The 19,838-nt window shown below is 71.3% G+C and carries 19 protein-coding genes; 14 read left to right on the top strand and 5 right to left on the bottom strand.

Going from position 1 to position 19,838, the window contains the following annotated elements; all coding sequences use genetic code 11:
* Nucleotides 1–54 precede the first annotated feature (54 nt).
* A complete protein-coding gene (gene hppD, locus FHX78_RS21120; RefSeq protein ID WP_145868986.1) occupies nt 55–1,203 on the top strand; it encodes a 4-hydroxyphenylpyruvate dioxygenase in 1,149 nt (382 codons plus the stop codon).
* A gap of 21 nt (nt 1,204–1,224) precedes the next feature.
* Here hppD and FHX78_RS21125 read toward each other — a convergent pair whose 3' ends face one another.
* Nucleotides 1,225–2,961: a tetratricopeptide repeat protein gene (locus FHX78_RS21125; RefSeq protein WP_244403709.1), complete on the bottom strand. Its 1,737-nt coding sequence runs from the start codon at nt 2,959–2,961 to the stop codon at nt 1,225–1,227.
* Nucleotides 2,962–3,064: 103 nt separating this feature from the next.
* Between FHX78_RS21125 and FHX78_RS21130 the strand changes: the two genes are divergently transcribed.
* From FHX78_RS21130 to FHX78_RS21140, 3 genes are all read left to right on the top strand, one after another.
* On the top strand, nt 3,065–4,480 hold the full coding sequence (locus FHX78_RS21130; RefSeq protein WP_145868987.1) for an FAD-binding oxidoreductase: 1,416 nt from the start codon (nt 3,065–3,067) through the stop codon (nt 4,478–4,480).
* A 115-nt stretch (nt 4,481–4,595) separates the two neighbouring features.
* On the top strand, nt 4,596–6,098 hold the full coding sequence (locus FHX78_RS21135; RefSeq protein ID WP_145868988.1) for an RDD family protein: 1,503 nt from the start codon (nt 4,596–4,598) through the stop codon (nt 6,096–6,098).
* 118 nt (nt 6,099–6,216) lie between these two features.
* On the top strand, nt 6,217–6,867 hold the full coding sequence (locus FHX78_RS21140) for an RDD family protein (protein ID WP_145868989.1): 651 nt from the start codon (nt 6,217–6,219) through the stop codon (nt 6,865–6,867).
* A 27-nt stretch (nt 6,868–6,894) separates the two neighbouring features.
* Here the strand turns inward: FHX78_RS21140 and FHX78_RS21145 are convergent, their stop codons facing one another.
* Complete coding sequence (locus FHX78_RS21145) at nt 6,895–7,176, bottom strand: hypothetical protein (RefSeq protein ID WP_189908734.1); 282 nt, start codon at nt 7,174–7,176, stop codon at nt 6,895–6,897.
* Nucleotides 7,177–7,566: 390 nt separating this feature from the next.
* On the opposite strand from FHX78_RS21145, the gene FHX78_RS21150 reads away from it, so the two are divergent.
* Nucleotides 7,567–9,927, top strand: a complete 2,361-nt coding sequence (locus FHX78_RS21150) for an immune inhibitor A domain-containing protein (protein WP_145868991.1) — start codon at nt 7,567–7,569, stop codon at nt 9,925–9,927.
* A 134-nt stretch (nt 9,928–10,061) separates the two neighbouring features.
* Complete coding sequence (locus FHX78_RS21155) at nt 10,062–10,400, top strand: hypothetical protein (protein WP_145868992.1); 339 nt, start codon at nt 10,062–10,064, stop codon at nt 10,398–10,400.
* A gap of 4 nt (nt 10,401–10,404) precedes the next feature.
* Here the strand turns inward: FHX78_RS21155 and FHX78_RS21160 are convergent, their stop codons facing one another.
* The gene (locus FHX78_RS21160; RefSeq protein ID WP_145868993.1) at nt 10,405–10,992 is read right to left on the bottom strand and encodes a nicotinamidase; all 588 of its coding nucleotides are present in this window, start codon (nt 10,990–10,992) and stop codon (nt 10,405–10,407) included.
* Nucleotides 10,993–11,219: 227 nt separating this feature from the next.
* A complete protein-coding gene (locus tag FHX78_RS21165) occupies nt 11,220–12,566 on the bottom strand; it encodes a nicotinate phosphoribosyltransferase (RefSeq protein WP_145868994.1) in 1,347 nt (448 codons plus the stop codon).
* A gap of 109 nt (nt 12,567–12,675) precedes the next feature.
* Between FHX78_RS21165 and clpS the strand changes: the two genes are divergently transcribed.
* The 8 genes from clpS (at nt 12,676) to FHX78_RS21205 (ending at nt 19,504) form a co-directional block, all read left to right on the top strand.
* Nucleotides 12,676–12,993: an ATP-dependent Clp protease adapter ClpS gene (gene clpS / locus FHX78_RS21170; protein WP_003990557.1), complete on the top strand. Its 318-nt coding sequence runs from the start codon at nt 12,676–12,678 to the stop codon at nt 12,991–12,993.
* A 56-nt stretch (nt 12,994–13,049) separates the two neighbouring features.
* On the top strand, nt 13,050–13,652 hold the full coding sequence (locus tag FHX78_RS21175) for a DUF2017 domain-containing protein (protein ID WP_145868995.1): 603 nt from the start codon (nt 13,050–13,052) through the stop codon (nt 13,650–13,652).
* Nucleotides 13,653–14,016: 364 nt separating this feature from the next.
* On the top strand, nt 14,017–15,552 hold the full coding sequence (locus tag FHX78_RS21180; protein WP_145868996.1) for an alanine/glycine:cation symporter family protein: 1,536 nt from the start codon (nt 14,017–14,019) through the stop codon (nt 15,550–15,552).
* Between the two features lie 428 nt (nt 15,553–15,980).
* Nucleotides 15,981–17,408, top strand: a complete 1,428-nt coding sequence (locus FHX78_RS21185) for an amino acid permease (RefSeq protein ID WP_145868997.1) — start codon at nt 15,981–15,983, stop codon at nt 17,406–17,408.
* A 141-nt stretch (nt 17,409–17,549) separates the two neighbouring features.
* Complete coding sequence (locus tag FHX78_RS21190; protein WP_145868998.1) at nt 17,550–17,972, top strand: M67 family metallopeptidase; 423 nt, start codon at nt 17,550–17,552, stop codon at nt 17,970–17,972.
* A 99-nt stretch (nt 17,973–18,071) separates the two neighbouring features.
* Nucleotides 18,072–18,167 carry a putative leader peptide gene (locus FHX78_RS38065; protein WP_341874751.1) on the top strand — a complete coding sequence of 32 codons (96 nt, stop codon included), beginning with the start codon at nt 18,072–18,074 and terminating at the stop codon, nt 18,165–18,167.
* Between the two features lie 101 nt (nt 18,168–18,268).
* A complete protein-coding gene (locus FHX78_RS21200) occupies nt 18,269–18,547 on the top strand; it encodes a MoaD/ThiS family protein (protein WP_145869000.1) in 279 nt (92 codons plus the stop codon).
* Between the two features lie 6 nt (nt 18,548–18,553).
* Nucleotides 18,554–19,504, top strand: coding sequence for a PLP-dependent cysteine synthase family protein (locus FHX78_RS21205; RefSeq protein ID WP_145869001.1), 951 nt, complete (start codon nt 18,554–18,556; stop codon nt 19,502–19,504).
* 85 nt (nt 19,505–19,589) lie between these two features.
* On the opposite strand, the gene FHX78_RS37545 is transcribed toward FHX78_RS21205, so the two are convergent.
* Nucleotides 19,590–19,724, bottom strand: a complete 135-nt coding sequence (locus tag FHX78_RS37545; RefSeq protein WP_373313130.1) for a hypothetical protein — start codon at nt 19,722–19,724, stop codon at nt 19,590–19,592.
* Between the last annotated feature and the right edge of the window lie 114 nt (nt 19,725–19,838).

The following is a 19,838-nucleotide window of genomic DNA, read 5'->3' on the forward strand; positions in this document are numbered from 1 at the left end:
CCAGTGATCGGGCGAACTATTGCGCACCTTGCAGGGTTGGCCCACCCTGCCACTATGACGCAGACCACACACCACACTCCCGCAGCGACCGCCCGGCAGGCCGACCCCTTCCCGGTCAAGGGAATGGACGCGGTCGTCTTCGCCGTGGGCAACGCCAAGCAGGCGGCGCACTACTACTCCACCGCCTTCGGCATGAAGCTGGTCGCCTACTCCGGACCGGAGAACGGCAGCCGCGAGACCGCGAGCTACGTCCTGGAGAACGGCTCCGCCCGGTTCGTCCTCACCTCGGTGATCAAGCAGTCCACCGAGTGGGGCGCCTTCCTCGCCGAGCACGTGGCCGCGCACGGCGACGGCGTCGTCGACCTCGCCATCGAGGTGCCGGACGCGCGCGCCGCGTACGCCTACGCCGTCGAGCACGGCGCCCGCTCCGTCGCGGAGCCGTACGAGCTGAAGGACGAGCACGGCACCGTGGTCCTGGCCGCGATCGCCACCTACGGCAAGACCCGCCACACCCTGGTCGAGCGCGGCGGCTACGACGGCCCCTACCTGCCCGGCTACGTCGCCGCCGACCCGATCGTGGAGCCGCCGGCCCAGCGCACCTTCCAGGCCATCGACCACTGCGTCGGCAACGTCGAGCTCGGCCGGATGAACGAGTGGGTCGCGTTCTACAACAAGGTCATGGGCTTCACGAACATGAAGGAGTTCGTGGGCGACGACATCGCCACCGAGTACAGCGCGCTGATGTCGAAGGTGGTCGCGGACGGGACGCTGAAGGTCAAGTTCCCGATCAACGAGCCCGCCATCGCCAAGAAGAAGTCCCAGATCGACGAGTACCTGGAGTTCTACGGCGGCGCCGGCGTCCAGCACATCGCGCTGAACACCAACGACATCGTGCAGACGGTCCGCCGGATGCGCGCCTCCGGCGTGCGCTTCCTGGACACCCCCGACTCCTACTACGACACGCTCGGTGAGTGGGCGGGCGAGACGCGGGTGCCGGTCGAGACGCTGCGCGAGCTGAAGATCCTCGTCGACCGCGACGAGGACGGCTACCTGCTGCAGATCTTCACCAAGCCGGTCCAGGACCGCCCGACGGTCTTCTTCGAACTCATCGAGCGGCACGGCTCGATGGGCTTCGGCAAGGGCAACTTCAAGGCCCTCTTCGAGGCCATCGAGCGGGAGCAGGCCAAGCGCGGCAACCTGTAGGCCCCGCGAGCGCGCCGGGCCTCAGGAGGACTCGGGCCCCGCCTGGACGGACGGTTCCCCCAGGCGGGCCAGTGCCGCCTTCGCCCGCGGCACCCGCAACGGCGAGAAGTACGGGTTGATCCGCAACGCCTCCCGCAGATGCCGCCGCGCCGCCCCGTACCGCTCCACCTCCCGCTCGATCATGCCCCGGTGGAACACGTACAGCGCGCTGCGCACCCCGCCGCCCCGCGTGCCCTCCGTCGCCCGCACCGCGAACGGCAGCGCCTCCTTCGACCGGCCCGCCCGGTGCAGCGCCCACCCCAGCGCGTCCGCCACCGCCGTCGACGGCTGCCGCTTCCACTCCGCCCGCAGCCGCCGCACCGCCGCCCGCGCGTCCCCGTGGTCCGCCTCGAACCGGCCGAGCACCAGTTCCTCGTCGGCCCCGTGCGCGGCGGCCAGCCGCACCCGCTCCCGCAGCAGGCCGTACTGCACCCCGGCCGCCTGCCGCAGCCCCAGCGACTCGTACAGCTCGCCCAGCTCCAGCGCGTACTCGGGCCGCGGCTGCTTGGCCAGCGCCACCCGGTAGGCGCTGAGCGCCTCCGTCATCCGGCCCAGGGACGCCAGCGCCCTGCCCTGGCCGGCCTGCGCCGCCCGCTGGTCGGGATCGATGCGCACCGCCTCCTGGAAGTGCCGCAGCGCGTCCTCGCGGTCGCCGCGCTCCCAGGCGAGCTGCCCGGCCCGCTCCAGGTACGCCGCCCGCTCGGCCGGCTCCCCGGCGGCCGCGGCCGCGTCGGCCAGCTTGGCCGCGGCGTCCTCCCGCCAGCCCCGGTCCCGGTAGACGGCCGCCGCACGCGCCATCACGGCCGGACCGTCGCGCAGCTCGGTCAGCCGCTCCAGCAGCTTCGCCGTCTCCTCGTCGTCACCGAGCCCCGCGGCCGCCTCGATCAGCGGCGGATACGTCGTCCACCGCTTCGGCTCCAGTTTCCGCGCCTGCTCGCCCCAGGCGCGCGCCTCGGCGAAGTCCCGGCGGGCGTTCGCCAGCACCGCCAGCCCGCGCAGCGCCGGGGCGTTGCCCTTCGGCCGCACCTTCAGCGAGGTGCGCAGCGCCTTCTCCGCGCGCGACCAGTACGCCGGGTCCGCCAGCCGCAGCCCCTGCTCCACCCGGGCCGAGCCGAGCACCGCCCAGGCGTGGGCGTCCCTCGGGTGCGTGCGCAGATGCCGCTCGCGCTCCTCGACCAGCGCCGCCAGGTCGGGCAGCGCGGCCGGCACCCCGCTGGTGACCGCCGCCAGCGCCCGCGCCCCGGGCTCCACCGCGGGCGGCCCCCCTCCGTCCCAGGGCAGCAGCGCCAGCCCCCCGCCCAGCACGGCACATCCGGCGACGGAGGCGAGCAGCGCCCGGCGCCTCCCCCGCTTCCGCGCCGCACCGGACTCCTGCCCGGTCTCCCGACCGGCCGGCTCCGGGGTCGCGGCAGGCTCCTCCTGGGGGCCACCGGGCTGCTCCGGGGTCCCACCGGGCTCCTGCTCGATCCCATCGGCCTGCTCCGGGGTCGCGGCCGGCTCCTCCTGGGGGCCACCGGCATGCTCAGGGGCCCCACCGGGCTCCTGCTCGATCCCATCGGCCTGCTCCGGGGTCGCGGCCGGCTCCTCCCGGGGGCCACCGGCATGCTCAGGGGCCCCACCGGGCTCCTGCTCGGTCCCATCGGCCTGCTCCGGGGTCGCACCCGGCTCCTCCCGGGTCTCACCGGGCCTCTCCCGGGGCTCACAAGGCTTGTCGTCCATGGCGCACACTGTGCGTCACACCCCGTATCCATACGATCATCACACCCCGGTGTGACGCGGCTGCCTACGTGGGGTTCACACCGATGGCCCCGGATGCCACGCTGTGATCATGAGCCGTATCGAAGCGCGACGCGATGAAGACACGGTGGCGGCCGGCCCTCTCGTCGACCGGCTGCTCGGCGGCCTGCCCGCCGAGGCACTGATCACCGACCCCGACGTCACGGCCTCCTACGCCAACGACATGGCGAGCTTCTGCCCGGCCGGCGACCCCGCCGTGGTCGTCCTGCCGCGCACGGTCGAACAGGTCCAGCACGTCATGCGCACCGCCACCGAGCTGGGCGTCCCCGTCGTCCCGCAGGGCGCCCGCACCGGCCTCTCCGGCGCCGCCAACGCCACCGACGGCTGCATCGTGCTCTCCCTGACCAAGATGGACCGCATCCTGGAGATCGACCCGGTCGACCGGATCGCCGTCGTCGAACCCGGCGTCGTCAACGCCACCCTCTCGCGCGCCGTCGGCGACCACGGTCTGTACTACCCGCCGGACCCCTCCAGCTGGGAGATGTGCACCATCGGCGGCAACATCGGCACCGCGTCCGGCGGCCTGTGCTGCGTGAAGTACGGGGTGACGGCCGAGTACGTCCTCGGACTGGACGTCGTCCTCGCCGACGGCCGGCTGATGTCCACCGGCCGCCGCACCGCCAAGGGCGTCGCCGGATACGACCTGACCCGGCTGTTCGTCGGCTCCGAGGGCTCCCTCGGCATCGTCGTGCGGGCGGTCCTCGCCCTCAGGCCCAAACCGCCCGGGCACCTGGTGCTGGCCGCCGAGTTCCCCTCCGGCGCCGCCGCCTGCGACGCCGTCTGCCGCATCATGGCCGGCGGCCACGTCCCCTCACTCCTGGAACTCATGGACCGTACGACGGTCAAGGCCGTCAACGACATGGCCCACATGGGCCTGCCGGAGTCCACCGAGGCCCTGCTGCTCGCCGCCTTCGACACCACCGACCCGGCCGCCGACCTCGCCGCCGTCGGCGCGCTGTGCGAGGCCGCCGGCGCCACCCAGGTCGTGCCGGCCGAGGATGCCGCCGAGTCCGAACTGCTCCTCCAGGCGCGGCGGACGGCCCTGGTCGCGCTCGAAGCCGTCAAGGGCACCACGATGATCGACGACGTGTGCGTGCCCCGCTCACGGCTCGGCGAACTCATCGACGGCGTCGAGCGGATCGCCGAGAAGCACCGGCTCACCATCGGCGTCGTCGCCCACGCGGGCGACGGCAACACCCACCCGACGGTCTGCTTCGACGCGCGGGACTCCGAGGAGTCCCGGCGGGCGCGTGAGTCCTTCGACGAGATCATGGCGCTCGGCCTGGACCTCGGCGGCACCATCACCGGCGAGCACGGGGTCGGCGTGCTGAAGAAGGAGTGGCTGGCGCGCGAACTGGGCCCGGTCGGGCTCGAGATGCAGCGGGCCGTCAAACAGGTCTTCGACCCGCTGGGCATTCTCAACCCGGGCAAGCTCTTCTGAACGAGAAGGTGCCCGAAAGGAGTGGGGTCCGGCCGGACGGGCGGTCAGGCCCCCGCTCGTCTGATAGATGTGGAGCCCCCCGACCCACCCCTCGAGCAGATACGGGACGACGGACATGAGCGCCCCAACCCCGGCCCCCGGCGACGACAGGCCCCGCGAAGGGTATTACCCGGACCCGTCCATTCCTGGATATGTCCGGTACTGGAACGGTGACTCCTGGGTGCCGGGCACGAGCCGTCCGGCGCCCAAGGAGGGCGAGTCGCTCGCGCCGCCGCCCGGCGTGGGCCCGGCGCGGCCCTCCGTGGAGGAGACCGGCCCGCACTTCTTCGACGAGGACCCGGCCGACGCGCCCTCCCCGGCCCCGTCGTCCCCGTCGCCGTCCCCGTCGTCCTCCCCGGCCGCGTCGCCGGGAGACGCGCAGCACGGCAGCCGGCCCGAACCCGCCTCGGCCTGGGGCGCCGACCGCTCCCGCCAGTCCGGTTTCGGCGGCGAACAGGACCGCAGGGTCCTCTGGGGGGCCGACCCGAGGGTGCCGCACCCCTCGGCCCCGTCCACGCCGTCGGGATCCGCGCCGGAGGCCGGGCCCGCGGGCGCGGACGCCCCGGCCGCGGCCGGCGCGGGCGACACCTTCATGTTCCGCAGGCCGACGACCGGGTCCCGGCCGGCCCCCGACGCCCCCGGCGAAGCCCACGCCGACGAGGGCACCATGACCTTCCGCGCCGTCGCCCCGCGCGCGGGCGGGCCGGGTGCGGGCCAGGCCGCCGCCCCCGGGCGGCCCGGCTTCGGGGCCGGGAAGGCCGCCGCCGAGCGTGCCGCCGCCTCGGCCACGGCACCGTCCGGGCCGCAGCAGGCCGCCGCCCCCGCCGGCCCGCAGCAGGCGCCGGCGCCGTCCGGGCCGCAGCAGGCCGCCGCTCCGGCCGTGCCGCCGCAGACCGGCGGACCGGCCCACCCCGCCGCTGCCGCTCCCGCTGCCGCCGCCGCTCCCGCCGCGCCCCTGACGAGCGGGCCCGGCGGTGGCCAGTCGTCCTGGGCGCAGCAGGTGCACCGGCTCGCCGACGGCGGCGAGCCGCCGGTCGTGCCGTGGAAGCCGCCGGTCGAGGACGTGTTCCAGGCCGCCGCCCGGCGCCAGGCCGAGGCCCGCCCCGCCGCGCTCGGCAGGCGACTCGCCGCCCGGCTGCTGGACACCGTCGTCCTGGGCGCCGTCACCGCCGTGGCCGGTGTGCCGCTCGGCCTCCAGGCCGTGGACCACATCGAGGCGAAGATCGACGCGGCCAAGCTGTCCGGGGAGACCGTCACGGTCTGGCTGCTCGACGGCACCACCTCGGTCCACCTCGGCATCGTCCTCGCCGTCCTCCTCCTCGCCGGTGTCCTCCTCGAAGTGCTGCCCACCGTCAAGTGGGGCCGCACACTGGGCAAGAAGCTGCTGGGGCTGGAGGTGCGCGACATCGAGGGCCACGACGCACCCGAGTTCGGCGCGGCCCTGCGCCGCTGGCTCGTCTACAGCGTGCCCGGGCTGCTCGTCGTCGGGGTCGTCGGCGTCGTGTGGTGCCTGTTCGACAAGCCCTGGCGCCAGTGCTGGCACGACAAGGCGGCGCACACCTTCGTCGCCGCCGCCTGATCGCGGCGGCACCCGTACGCGCCGCCCGTACCGCCCGCACCACCGGGTGGGAGCGCCGGTACTCCGGACGGCCGCTCGCCGGATGCGGGGCCGGGGGGTTCGCGGTCGACTCGGGGGCATGACCACCGAACCGCCCCCCGGCTCCGGTCGGCAGCCGCCGGACGACGACCCGTTCAAGAAGCACACCCCGCCGGGCGGCCCCGGAGCACCGGGGACCGGCTCCCCGTACGACACCCCCGGCGGCCCGTACGACGGCGGCCCCCACGACGGCGGCCGGCCCGGTGGCCCTTACGGCCCCGGCTCCGCCGATCCCCTCGCCGGGATGCCCCCGCTCGCCGACAGCGGCAGGCGCACGCTCGCCCGCGTCATCGACATGCTCCTGGTCGGCGTCGTCGTCTGGCTGCTCACCTGGCCGTTCGGAGTCAGCGAGTACAACGTCGACGGCGATCGGATCAACGTCGGCAACTCCTTCGGGCAGTCCGTCATCGCCGCCGTGCTCTACATCGGCTACGACACCTTCATGACCGTCCGCTCCGGCCAGACCCTGGGCAAGAAGTGGCTGGGTATGCGGGTGGCCGACCTCGGCAACGGCGCGAACCCCTCCGTGCAGACCGCGCTGATCCGCGCCGCCGTGCTGTGGCTGCCCTTCGCGTTCTGCTGCGCCTGTGTGTGGACCGCGATCTCGGGCGGCTGGAGCTTCTTCGACCGGCCCTACAAGCAGGGCCTGCACGACAAGGCGGCCAAAACCGTGGTGGTCAGCAGCAGGTGACGCGGGGCCGGAGCGATCCGGCCCGGGTCAGGACGCGGCGCGCTCCCGCACCGGCTCGCGGGCCGGGGCGGGCAGGGTGGCCCGGACCGGCTCCAGGGGCGCGGGCTGTTCCACCGCGACGGGCCGCCGGGGCCCGGGACGCGGAACCACCATGGCCACCACCAGTCCGAGGGCGAGCGCCGCGAGGGCGACGACCGTGACACCGATGCCCGAACTCGTGCCGGACAACAGCAGCATGGCGAGGGTCGAGAAGATCACGGTGCACGAACCGTAAGCGAGCTGAGCGACAGTCGGACGGGGCATGGCCATCGTGTCCTCGGAAGTCGGGGGCTGTCGGCCTGGCTTTCCACCGGCTCATGGGCGTTCCACCAAGCGACTCTAACCGCGAGGGTGCCCGAGGGGAACGGACGGTAAGCGTGACCTAACCGACAGGGCCGGTGCACAGGGGGCGCACGGAGTCATGGCGTCCATCCCGTGGACGGTTGCACGCGCCCGCCCGGGTTCGCACGGGTGTGTCCGGTAAGCGAACGCGAACTCCGCATAGTGCAGTTGAACAGTTCAAGTCAAGGGCTGTTTTTTCTGACGAACCTCTAGTCAAATGTCGTCACTTGACTACACGCGTTGATCACGTACGCGCGGGAACCTTCCATCACCGGAACCTCCCTTGTCCGCGCGTGCGCACGCGGGAGGGGATCTCAAGTGACCAGTAGACCCTGGACGTTCAGAGCGGCCGCGATAGGCGTGGCGCTCGCGGCGGCCACCGCCACCTGCTCTGCGTTCACCGTGGCCCAGGCCGACACGGCTGACAAGGCCGACCGTCCCGGCGCCGTGGACCGGCACGACCCGGCGGACCACCACCACGTCGAGCACGACCTCGAGGGCCCGCTCACCAAGACGCAGGAGGCCCAGCGCGAGGAAGCCCTCAAGCAGGTCATCTCCGGTAAGGCATCGGTCAAGAACCGCGAAGGTTCGAAGGTCGTCCAGCTCAAGAGCAAGAAGGGCGACAGCAAGTACGTCGAACTCGGCCGCGAGAAGACCGACAAGATCTTCACGATCCTGGTCGAGTTCGGGGACCAGGTCGACAGCCGCTACGGCGGCACCCCGGGTCCGCTGCACAACCGGATCGCCGAGCCGGACCGTGAGAAGGACAACTCCACGGCCTGGCAGGAGGACTACGACCAGCAGCACTTCGAGGACCTGTACTTCGGCTCCGGCAAGGGCGTCGACTCGGTCAAGACGTACTACGAGAAGCAGTCCTCCGGCCGTTACTCGGTCGAGGGCGAGGTCTCCGACTGGGTCAAGGTCCCCTACAACGAGGCCCGCTACGGCAACAACGCCTGCGGCGCGACCAACTGCCCCAGCGTGTGGAACGTGGTCAGCGACGGTCTGAACGCGTGGGTCGACCAGCAGAAGGCAGCTGGGAGGACCGACGCCCAGATCAAGGCGGACGCGGCCCGCTTCGACGAGTGGGACCGCTACGACTTCGACGGCGACGGCGACTTCAACGAGCCCGACGGCTACATCGACCACTTCCAGGTCGTGCACGCCGGCGAGGACGAGTCCGCGGGCGGCGGCGCCCAGGGCGAGGACGCGATCTGGGCCCACCGCTGGTACGCCTTCGGCACCGACGCCGGCGCCACCGGCCCCGAGCAGAACAAGCTCGGCGGCGCGCAGATCGGCTCCACCGGCATCTGGGTCGGCGACTACACCGTCCAGCCGGAGAACGGCGGACTCGGCGTCTACGCCCACGAGTACGGTCACGACCTCGGTCTGCCGGACCACTACGACACCGCGGGCGGCGAGAACTCCACCGGCTTCTGGACGCTGATGTCGTCCGGTTCCTGGCTGGGCACCGGCAAGAACGAGATCGGTGACCTGCCCGGCGACATGACCGCCTGGGACAAGCTCCAGCTCGGCTGGCTCAACTACGACACGGCCAAGGCGGGTGTCGACTCCTGGCACAAGCTGGGCGTCGCCGAGTACAACACCAAGCACAAGCAGGCGCTGGTCGTCGAGCTGCCGAAGAAGGCCGTCACCACCGAGATCGTCCAGCCGGCCGAGGGCGCCACCCAGTGGTGGAGCGGCAGCGGCGACAACCTCAAGAACACGCTGACGCGTTCGGTCGACCTCACCGGCGCGTCGAAGGCCGAGCTGACCTTCGACGGCTGGTACGACATCGAGGCCAACTACGACTACCTCTACACCGAGGTGTCCACCGACGGCGGCGCCAACTGGACCGCCGTGGACGGCACGGTCGACGGACAGCCGATCCCGCGCGACGCCGCCGACAAGCCGGCCCTGCACGGCACGGCCGACGGCCACAAGAAGCTCGCGTACTCCCTGGACGCCTACGCCGGCCAGAAGGTCGACCTGCGCTTCCGCTACCAGACCGACGGCGGCGTGGCCCAGAAGGGCTTCACGGCCGACGCGATCACGGTGACGGCGGACGGCGCGCCGGTCTTCTCCGACAACGCCGAGAGCGCCGACGCCGCCTGGACGGCGACCGGCTTCTCCCGCGTGGGCGCGTCCTTCACCAAGGACTACGCGCAGTACTACCTCGCCGAGAACCGGCAGTACGTGTCGTACGACAAGACGCTGAAGACCGGCCCGTACAACTTCGGCTTCGCCAACAGCCGTCCGGACTGGGTGGAGCACTACGCCTACCAGAACGGCCTGCTGATCTGGAAGTGGGACACCTCCCAGGCGGACAACAACACCAGCCAGCACCCGGGCACCGGTCTGGTCCTGCCGGTCGACTCCCACCCGACCGCGCTGAAGTGGTCCGACGGCACGCTGATGCGCAACCGCGTCCAGTCCTACGACTCGCCGTTCAGCCTCTACCGCACCGACGGCATGACGCTGCACAAGGCGGACGCGGCGACCTGGATCCCGTCGTCGAAGGGCGTGTCGGTCTTCAACGACCGCACCAGCACCTACTACGACCCGTCGAACCCGACCGCCGGTGTCAAGATCACTGACACCAACACGAAGATCAAGATCCTCAAGGAGGCCAAGGACGGCTCGACGATCGAGCTCGAGGTCGGCCCCGCGGGCAGGTAAATCGCATCTTCGCAGGTCAGCACATGATCGGCGGTGACCCCCTGGCGGGTCACCGCCGATCCGTGTTTAGGTGCCTCCTGTGGCTCTCTTATTGACACCTGTCACGACACCGGCTGACACGGGGGTATGACCGCATGGCCGCAGGAGGTTTCTGCAAGCTGCCGAACGGCACGGTGGTGGTGGCACTGAACCTGCCCAGCCCGGCCGCCGACCGGCCCGCCGGAGTGCGGGTGCTGGTCCACGCCCAGAACCGGGCGCGCGCCCTGACCAGGCTGCGCAACCTGGGGCTGCGGGCGGTCTACCTGCGGGGCAACGCGGCCCCGCCGACCCCCGACGAGATCACCGCGGTGCTGCACCACCCCGACGGCCTGATATGGCGCACGGCGCCCGGGACCGGTGTCCTGGGCACCGACCTGACGGTGGAGCTCTGGCACCCGATCCGGGCGCTCCTCAGACGCCCCACGCCGATGTGAGCGGTCACTGCACGACCGGCTTGCCCGACAGCTCCACCCCCGCCGCCCGCAGCTCCTCCAGCGCCCGCTCCGTGGTCTCCTGCGCCACCCCGGCCGTGAGGTCGAGCAGCACCTGCGTGCGGAAGCCCTCGCGGGCGGCGTCCAGGGCGGTGGCCCGTACGCAGTGGTCGGTGGCGATGCCCACCACGTCCACCTCGTCGATCTCCCGGGTCCGCAGCCAGTCGGCCAGACCCGTGCCGTTCTCGTCGGCCCCCTCGAACCCGCTGTACGCGGCCGCGTAGGCGCCCTTGTCGAAGACGGCGTCTACGGCGCCGGAGGTGACGGCGGGCGCGAAGTTCGGGTGGAAGCCGACGCCCTCGGTCCCGGCGACGCAGTGCGCGGGCCAGGAGCGGACGTAGTCGGGGTTGTCGGCGAAGTGTCCGCCGGGGGCGATGTGGTGGTCCCGGGTGGCCACCACATGGCGGTAGCCGGCCGGGGCCTGGCCGATCAGCTCGGTGATGGCGGCGGCCACGTCGGCACCGCCGGCCACGGCGAGGCTGCCCCCCTCGCAGAAGTCGTTCTGTACGTCGACGACGATCAGTGCGCGGCGCATGGTGGGTGTCCTTCGACTATGGGGTCGGGGTCGGGGTGGGGGCGGGCCCGGCCGGGTGAACCTCCGAGCCTATGGAACGGCGGGCGGTACGGACAGGGGCACGGCACGGCGGGCGGGAGCCCCGGCCCGCGTACGGGGAGCCCGGACCGTCGTACGGGGAGCCCCGGCCCGCGTACGACAGGGGCACACCCCCGAGGGGGCACGCACCGCACCGGGGCCACGCCTTCTCAGCTGCCCGCCGGCCCGTGCGCGTACTCCGTCGGAAGGACGGGTTCCCCGCGGGAGAGCTGTGTAGCCGACAGCGGCAGACCCGCGCGGGCCGCCGCGTGCCGGTCGCGGACCACGTCCAGCGGCTCGCGGGCGATCACCTCGCCGCCCTCGACCAGCGGCACCAGCAGCTGCCGCCCGGCCAGCTCGGCCGGGACCGGCCCGGTGCCGACCACCTCGGCCTCGGCGACGCCGTACTCGTCCAGCCGCCGCGCCGCCCACTTGCGGCCGCCGACGGAGGTCTTGCCGCCGGACGACTTCTTCGCCACCGGCACCAGCGGCGCCTTCGGGTCGTCGGAGGCGGCCCGGGCGACCAGCTTGTAGACCATGGAGGCCGTCGGGTGCCCGGAGCCGGTCACCAGCTGCGTCCCCACCCCGTACGCGTCCACGGGCGCCGCGGCCAGCGAGGCGATCGCGTACTCGTCCAGGTCCGAGGTCACGATGATCCTCGTGCCGGTGGCGCCCAGCTCGTCCAGCTGCTGCCGCACCCGGTGCGCCACCAGCAGCAGGTCACCGGAGTCGATGCGCACGGCGCCCAGTTCCGGCCCGGCGATCTCGACCGCCGTACGGACCGCCTCGGACACGTCGTAGGTGTCCACCAGCAGGGTCGTGCCGCCGCCGAGGGAGTCCACCTGGGCCCGGAAGGCGTCCCGCTCGCTGTCGTGGAGCAGGGTGAAGGCGTGGGCGGAGGTGCCCACGGTCGGGATGTTGTAGCGGAAGCCGGCCGCGAGGTCGGAGGTGGAGGTGAAGCCGCCGACGTAGGCGGCCCGTGAGGCGGCCACCGCGGCCAGCTCGTGGGTGCGCCGGGCACCCATCTCGATCAGCGGCCGGTCGCCGGCGGCGGACGACATCCGCGAGGCCGCGGCGGCGATGGCCGAGTCGTGGTTGAGGATCGACAGGATCACCGTCTCCAGCAGCACGCACTCCGCGAAGGTGCCCTCGACCCGCATGATCGGCGAGCCCGGGAAGTACACCTCGCCCTCGGGGTAGCCCCAGATGTCGCCGGAGAAGCGGTAGCCGGCCAGCCAGTCCAGGGTCTCGCCGTCCACGATGTTCTTCTCCCGCAGGAAGCCCAGGACGCCCGGGTCGAAACGGAAGTTCTCCACCGCGTCCAGCACCCGCCCGGTGCCGGCCACCACGCCGTAGCGGCGGCCGTCCGGCAGCCGCCGGGTGAAGACCTCGAACACGCTGCGCCGCCCGGCCGTACCGGCCTTCAGCGCGGCGCGCAGCATCGTCAGCTCGTACTGGTCCGTGAAGAGCGCCGTCGAGGGGACGTCCACCGGCAGCCCAAGGTCCGCTGTGTTCATGCGAGGATGCTACCCCCATTTCGTCACAGTGACGAAATGGGGTCCGCATGCCGGACGGCGGGCCGTCCCAGCGGGCCGGTTTGTGCCAACACCCCCCTGCGGTGGCAGCATGGGCTGTGTGACGTCACCCGCACCCCTGGAGATCGAACGCACCGAGTCGGCGGAGGAGGTCTTCGCCGTACCCGAGCCCGACGTCCCGTGGGTCACGATCGTCCACAACGACCCGGTCAACCTCATGAGCTACGTGACGTACGTCTTCCAGACGTACTTCGGCTACTCCAAGGACAAGGCCACCAAGCTCATGCTCGACGTCCACCACAAGGGCCGGGCGGTCGTCTCCAGCGGCAGCCGCGAGGAGATGGAACGCGACGTCCAGGCCATGCACGGCTACGGACTGTGGGCCACCCTCCAGCAGGACCGGAAGTGACCGAGCCGGACATGACCCGCCCCCGCCCGCAGGACCGGAAGTAGCGAATCGCCTCCATGCCAGGACACTTCGAACCGCTCCCCGGCGGCGGCGCGGCCGTCGCCCTCGACGACGTCGAGATCTCCATCATCCGGTCCCTGGCCGTGCAGCTGCTGGAGCTCATCGGCCCCGGCCCCGCCGAGGACGCCTCCGCCGACCCGCTCGCCGAGCTCTTCGCCGAGGGTCCGAGCGAACCGCCCTCCGACCCCGTGCTGCGCCGGCTCTTCCCGGACGCCTACGGCGACCCCGGGGCGGCCCCGCAGGCCAAGGAGGCCGAGGAGCAGCGGGCGTACTCCGCCGAGTTCCGCCGCTACACCGAGAACGACCTGCGGGCCGGCAAGCGCGACAACGCCCTCGCGGTCATCCGCTCCCTGGACGCGCTCACCTCGGCCGGCGAGGGCGGGGCGGTGCTCAAGCTGTCCGCCGACGAGTCCCGGCGGTGGCTCGGTGCCCTGAACGACCTGCGGCTGGCGATCGGCTCCCGGCTGGAGATCAGCGACGAGGACGACAGCGACCTCCTCTTCCACCTCCCCGACGAGGACCCGCGCAAGCCGATGGTGATGGCGTACCTCTGGCTCGGCGGACTCCAGGAGACGCTCGTCTCGACACTCATGCCGTGAATCCGAGCAGGATGTCCGGAAAAGTCCGCTGATCGGTTCGCTCAGAGGAACCTCAAGTCCGCATAACGATCCCGTCACCGCCCCTGCGCCTTGTGTCGCGGGGGCGGTTTTTTGTGACCTGCGTCACTCAACGGGACGTAAACAGCATGGTAAGAATCGGCAACTCGCTTGCGGTCGACCGGTCGGCCTGAGCAAGTCGACCGGTCACCCACCGGTGTGCAGGACCCGTACGACACGAGGGTCGCGGTCCCGGTTCCCGGGGCCTCGCCCCACCGCCGTCGCCGAACGGGACATGGCGCCCGCCGTGCCGTCCCCGCTCCGCTGCGCCCCAGCCAGCATGTCCCCGCATCACCGAGGAAGTTCGATGTCACTCGACTCCATCACCCAGTCCATCGACGACGCCGTCAGCGATTTCTTCGATCCCGTCGCCACCACGGTCGGCGACATCGTCTTCTACACCGTCCCCGTCGGCGGCACCGACCTGCCGCTCATCGTCGCCTGGCTCGTGATAGCGGGTCTCGTCTTCACCACGTGGTTCGGCTTCCTACAGGCCCGCAAGCTCAAACTCGCCCTCGACGTCGTACGCGGCAAGTACGACGAGGACGGCTCGCCCGGCGAGGTCAACCACTTCCAGGCGCTGACCGCCGCCGTCTCGGGCACCGTGGGCCTCGGCAACATCGCCGGTGTCGCCGTCGCCGTGTCCATCGGCGGCCCGGGCGCCACCTTCTGGATGATCCTCTGCGGTCTGCTCGGCATGGCCACCAAGTTCGTCGAGGTCACCCTCGGTGTGAAGTACCGCGAGGAGCACCCGGACGGCACCGTCTCCGGCGGACCCATGCACTACCTGCCCAAGGGGCTGGCCGAGCGCTTCGGCAGCGGCGGCGCCAAGTTCGGCAAGGTGCTGGCCGTGCTGGCCTCGGTCATGATCCTCTTCTTCGGTCTGTTCGGCGGCAACCTGTTCCAGACCAACCAGAGCTACGCGCAGATCTCCTCGACCTTCGGCGGCGAGGACGGCTTCCTGGCCTCCTCGGCCGGTGCCGTGCTGTTCGGCCTGGTCGTCGCCGCGCTGGTGGGCCTGGTCCTGCTCGGCGGCATCCGGTCCATCGCCTCGGTGACCAGCCGGCTGGTCCCGGCCATGGCGGTCATGTACATCGTGGCCTGCCTGATCGTCATCCTGACCAACGTCACCGCCGTGCCCGACGCCATCGGCGCCGTGTTCGAGGGCGCCTTCGAGGCCGACGGCGTCGCGGGCGGTGTGATCGGCGCCCTGATCGTCGGCTTCCAGCGCGCGGCCTTCTCCAACGAGGCCGGCCTCGGCTCCGCGCCCATCGCCCACTCCGCGGTGAAGACCAAGCACCCCGCCAGCGAGGGCCTGGTCGCGCTGCTGGAGCCGTTCATCGACACCGTCGTCATCTGCACCATGACCGCGCTGACCATCGTCATCGCCGCCCCCGCGAGCTGGGACGAGGCCCGCGCCGGCGAGAGCATCGGCGGCGTCACCATCACCTCCGACGCCTTCGCCACCGTGCTGCCCTGGTTCCCGAACCTGCTGACCGTCGCGGTGCTGCTGTTCGCCTTCTCCACGATCCTGACCTGGGGCTACTACGGCCTCAAGGCGTGGACGTACCTCTTCGGCCGCAGCCGGGCCAGCGAGACGGCGTTCAAGGTGATCTGGAGCGTGTTCGTCGTCGCGGGCTCGCTGCTCTCCCTCGACTCGCTGATCAGCCTCGCCGACTCGGCCCTGTTCCTGCTCTCGGTCTTCAACATCATCGGCCTCTACCTGCTGGCCCCGGTGGTGAAGCGGGAGCTGGACTCCTTCCTGGAGTTCGTCCGCCGCCGCCGGTCGGGCGGGGACGCCGGGACCGAGGCGAGCGCCGCGGAGGCCGCCAAGAGCCTGTGAGCCTCCCCAGGGGGCCGTTCCGCGCAGCCAGGGGCCTGCCCGTACCATCACCGGTGCGGGCAGGCCCCGCGCGTTCCCCGGGCGCCGCCCCCGAGAGGTAAGTGTTCGCTCAACGGACGCTCAAATCCGGATAACGATCCTGTCACCGCGTGTGCCATCTATGGCAGCCCAGGTGTGTTTTGTCCGCTTCTTCGTGTGGCGTGCGCCACAATCGGGCCGTTCGATCAGTGTGGCCGCCGTGATAAATCTTCACGACCGCCCGGCGAACACCACCCGTATGTTCCGCCGGGTGCGCCACCGAGCCGGTGACCGCCGGCCAGGCACGAGCGGCCTCCACGAGTCCGCTCAACTCCATCAGTCCGGGGGGATCGAGACCCGGTCCGGGGCCGACAGCGGCCCGGGTCGGCATGGAGAAAGGCGCACGACACATGGCCTCACCGCAGGTCGACACGGAGTCCGTACCCGAGGAGGGGTACGAGCGCGGCCTCAACAGCCGCCAGGTCCAGATGATCGCGATCGGCGGCGCCATCGGCGTCGGACTGTTCCTGGGAGCCGGCGCGAACATCGCCAAGGCCGGGCCCAGCCTGATCGTCATGTACGCCCTCGCCGGCGTCATCATCTTCTTCATCATGCGGGCCCTCGGTGAGCTCCTGCTCTACCGCCCCGTCTCGGGCTCCTTCGCCGAGTACTCGCGCGAGTTCCTCGGCCCGTTCTTCGGCTACTTCACCGGCTGGACGTACTGGCTGATGTGGGTGGTCACCGGCATGGCGGAACTCACCGCCGCCGCCATCTACATCAACTACTGGTTCCCGGCCATCCCGCAGTGGACCTCGGCGCTGGTCTTCCTGATCATCCTGTTCGGCGCCAACCTGATCTCGGTGAAGCTGTTCGGCGAGATCGAGTTCTGGTTCTCCATGGTCAAGGTCACCGCCATCATCGGCATGATCGTGATCGGCCTCGGCGTGCTCACCCTCGGCTTCAGCCAGGCCGGTGACACCGCCGCCGTCTCCAACCTGTGGGCCTTCGACGGCTTCTTCCCCAAGGGCATCGGCTCCTCCCTGATGACCCTCCAGGGCGTCATGTTCGCCTACCTCGCCGTCGAGCTCGTCGGCGTCACCGCGGGCGAGTCCGAGAACCCCGAGAAGACCCTGCCCAAGGCGATCAACACCCTGCCCTGGCGCATCGCCCTCTTCTACGTCGGTGCCCTCACCGTCATCCTGTGCGTGGTCAAGTGGACCGAGTTCTCCGAGGGGGTCAGCCCCTTCGTGAAGGCGTTCGCGGTCATCGGCATCCCGGCCGGCGCCGGCATCGTCAACTTCGTCGTCCTCACCGCCGCCCTGTCGTCCTGCAACTCCGGCATGTACTCCACCGGCCGCATGCTGCGCAATCTGGCCGACAACGGCGAGGCCCCGCAGGTCTTCAAGAAGCTGTCCTCCACCAAGACCCCGGCGCTCGGCATCTTCACCTCGGTGATCTTCATGGGCATCGGCGTCGTCCTGAACTACACCGTCCCGGAGAAGGCCTTCGGCTACGTCACCTCCGTCGCCACCGCGGCCGGCATCTGGACCTGGCTGATGATCCTGATCAGCCACGTCCTCTACCGCCGCCAGGTCGTCGCCGGCCGGCTGCCCGCCTCCTCCTTCCCGGCGCCGGGCGGCTCCGTCTGCTCCTACATCGCCATCGCGTTCCTGCTCTTCGTCACCGGCCTGATCGCCTACGACGCCGACTCCAGGATCTGCCTCTACGTGATGGCCGGCTGGGCCGTCGCCCTCGGCATCGGCTGGGCGGTCCTGAAGAACCGCAACCCGCAGGTCACCGGACGCGGCGAGGACGAGTTCGAGAAGGTCGGCGGCTAGTCCCCGACCTCACCGCGGACGCCGTGCCGCGGGGGAGCGCTCGTGGCGCCCCACCGCGGCCACCGCTCACGGCGTCCGGCATACGGGCTGTTCCGTACCACTCCTCGGTACGGAACAGCCCGTCTGCTTATCCTGAGCCCCATGCTGACCATCACCCAGGCCCTGTACGACCAGATCGTCGCCCACGCGCGCGAGGACCACCCCGACGAGGCGTGCGGCGTGGTGGCGGGCCCCGTGGGAGCCGGCCGTCCCGAGCGCTTCATCCCCATGCTCAACGCGGCCCGCTCGCCCACCTTCTACGAGTTCGACTCCCAGGACCTGCTGAAGCTCTACCGCGAGATGGACGACAACGACGAGGAGCCGGTGGTCATCTACCACTCCCACACCGCCACCGAGGCCTACCCCTCGCGCACCGACATCTCCTACGCCAACGAGCCCGGCGCCCACTACGTCCTGGTCTCCACCGCCGACACCGACGGCGCCGGCGACTTCCAGTTCCGCTCCTTCCGCATCCTCGACGGCGAGGTCACCGAGGAGGAGGTCAAGGTCGTCGAGGCGTACTGACCCCTCGATCCGGCGGGTCATCTCGCATGGCGGAAGAAAGGTGTCCGTAGGGTGAGATCACACTCCGAGGGCCGATCCGGGAATCGATACGATGACCCCATGGTTCTTCTCGACGTGTGCGACAAGGCGCCGGGCATGCTGCTCGTGGCGCGCCTGCACGTCGACCTGTGCAGGCTGAACAGCGCCATCTGTTGATCTTCCGCTGACGCCGTGGGCCGTGAGCCGCGGCGAACTGCCGCGTGCCCGAGCACGCCCACCGAACCCACGACAGACTCTTCCGACAGGAGCCCTCAGCCATGGCCATCGAGGTCCGCATCCCGACCATCCTCCGCCAGTACACCGACGGTCAGAAGGCGGTGGAGGGCACCGGGGACACCCTCGCCGAGCTCTTCGCCGACCTCGAGACCCGGCACGCGGGCATCCACGCCCGCATCGTGGACGGCGAGCAGCTGCGCCGCTTCGTCAACGTCTACCTCAACGACGAGGACGTCCGCTTCCTGGACGGCATCAACACCAAGCTGTCCGACGGCGACAGCATCACGATCCTGCCGGCCGTCGCCGGCGGTATGGCCTGATCGGCGATGCGTTACGACTCCCCGCTGGCCGCGGTGGGCAACACCCCCCTGGTGCGCCTGCCGCGGCTGTCGCCGTCCGCCGACGTCCGCATCTGGGCCAAGCTGGAGGACCGCAACCCCACCGGCTCGATCAAGGACCGCCCCGCCCTGTTCATGATCGAGCAGGCGGAGAAGGACGGCCGCCTCACCCCGGGCTGCACCATCCTGGAGCCGACCTCCGGCAACACCGGCATCTCCCTCGCCATGGCCGCCAAGCTCAAGGGCTACCGCATGGTCTGCGTGATGCCCGAGAACACCTCCCAGGAACGCCGGGACCTGCTCGGCATGTGGGGCGCGGAGATCATCAGCTCCCCGGCCGCCGGCGGCTCCAACACCGCCGTACGCGTCGCCAAGGAACTCTCCGCCGAACACCCCGACTGGGTGATGCTCTACCAGTACGGCAACCCCGACAACGCCGGCGCGCACTACGCCGGCACCGGCCCCGAGATCCTCGCCGACCTCCCCTCGATCACCCACTTCGTGGCCGGACTCGGCACCACCGGCACGCTCATGGGCGTCGGCCGCTACCTGCGCGAACACAAGCCCGACGTGAAGATCGTCGCCGCCGAACCCCGCTACGACGACCTCGTCTACGGCCTGCGCAACCTCGACGAGGGCTTCGTGCCCGAGCTGTACGACGCCTCCGTGCTGACGACCCGGTTCTCCGTCGGCTCCGCGGACGCCGTCACCCGCACCCGTGAACTCCTCCAGCAGGAGGGCATCTTCGCCGGCGTCTCCACCGGCGCCGCCCTCCACGCGGCGATCGGCGTCGCGAAGAAGGCCCAGAAGGCGGGCGAGACCGCCGACGTCGTCTTCGTCGTCGCCGACGGCGGCTGGAAGTACCTCTCCACCGGCGTCTACACCGCCGCGACGACCGAAGAGGCCATCGACACCCTCCAGGGCCAGCTCTGGGCGTAGTACCGCACGCACCGCACGCGAGAAGAGGGGCCGGAGCACGTCTCCGGCCCCTTTCGCGTTCCCGGTGCCGCCCCGGGCCGCGGGATCACTCCCGCCCGCGGTCCCCGCCGGACCCCCGCCGTCCCCGTCCGCGGTGCCCGCGCCCCCATCCGTCGACGAGCGCGGCGACCAGCGCGAGCAGCACCACCGCGACGAGCACGAGCCACCAGGACGTGGTCATGCCCCGACCGTACCGGCGCGGGCCACCCCCACGCGCCCCCTCCCGGCCCCGGCACGCGCCCCTTCCAGCCGAACCGGTGACAGCACAGGTGAGTTCGCCCACAACGGCCCCTGG

The organism is Streptomyces capillispiralis (assembly GCF_007829875.1).
Taxonomy (GTDB): domain Bacteria; phylum Actinomycetota; class Actinomycetes; order Streptomycetales; family Streptomycetaceae; genus Streptomyces; species Streptomyces capillispiralis.

Bases quoted from the DNA above. Each gene is read 5' to 3' on its own strand.
- hppD (WP_145868986.1), top strand. From the start codon at position 55: ATGACGCAGACCACACACCACACTCCCGCAGCGACCGCCCGGCAGGCC.
- FHX78_RS21125 (WP_244403709.1), bottom strand. From the start codon at position 2,961: ATGGACGACAAGCCTTGTGAGCCCCGGGAGAGGCCCGGTGAGACCCGG.
- FHX78_RS21135 (WP_145868988.1), top strand. From the start codon at position 4,596: ATGAGCGCCCCAACCCCGGCCCCCGGCGACGACAGGCCCCGCGAAGGG.
- FHX78_RS21140 (WP_145868989.1), top strand. From the start codon at position 6,217: ATGACCACCGAACCGCCCCCCGGCTCCGGTCGGCAGCCGCCGGACGAC.
- FHX78_RS21145 (WP_189908734.1), bottom strand. From the start codon at position 7,176: ATGGCCATGCCCCGTCCGACTGTCGCTCAGCTCGCTTACGGTTCGTGC.
- FHX78_RS21155 (WP_145868992.1), top strand. From the start codon at position 10,062: ATGGCCGCAGGAGGTTTCTGCAAGCTGCCGAACGGCACGGTGGTGGTG.
- FHX78_RS21160 (WP_145868993.1), bottom strand. From the start codon at position 10,992: ATGCGCCGCGCACTGATCGTCGTCGACGTACAGAACGACTTCTGCGAG.
- FHX78_RS21165 (WP_145868994.1), bottom strand. From the start codon at position 12,566: ATGAACACAGCGGACCTTGGGCTGCCGGTGGACGTCCCCTCGACGGCG.
- clpS (WP_003990557.1), top strand. From the start codon at position 12,676: ATGGGCTGTGTGACGTCACCCGCACCCCTGGAGATCGAACGCACCGAG.
- FHX78_RS21175 (WP_145868995.1), top strand. From the start codon at position 13,050: ATGCCAGGACACTTCGAACCGCTCCCCGGCGGCGGCGCGGCCGTCGCC.
- FHX78_RS21180 (WP_145868996.1), top strand. From the start codon at position 14,017: ATGTCACTCGACTCCATCACCCAGTCCATCGACGACGCCGTCAGCGAT.
- FHX78_RS21185 (WP_145868997.1), top strand. From the start codon at position 15,981: ATGGCCTCACCGCAGGTCGACACGGAGTCCGTACCCGAGGAGGGGTAC.
- FHX78_RS21190 (WP_145868998.1), top strand. From the start codon at position 17,550: ATGCTGACCATCACCCAGGCCCTGTACGACCAGATCGTCGCCCACGCG.
- FHX78_RS38065 (WP_341874751.1), top strand. From the start codon at position 18,072: ATGGTTCTTCTCGACGTGTGCGACAAGGCGCCGGGCATGCTGCTCGTG.
- FHX78_RS21200 (WP_145869000.1), top strand. From the start codon at position 18,269: ATGGCCATCGAGGTCCGCATCCCGACCATCCTCCGCCAGTACACCGAC.
- FHX78_RS21205 (WP_145869001.1), top strand. From the start codon at position 18,554: ATGCGTTACGACTCCCCGCTGGCCGCGGTGGGCAACACCCCCCTGGTG.
- FHX78_RS37545 (WP_373313130.1), bottom strand. From the start codon at position 19,724: ATGACCACGTCCTGGTGGCTCGTGCTCGTCGCGGTGGTGCTGCTCGCG.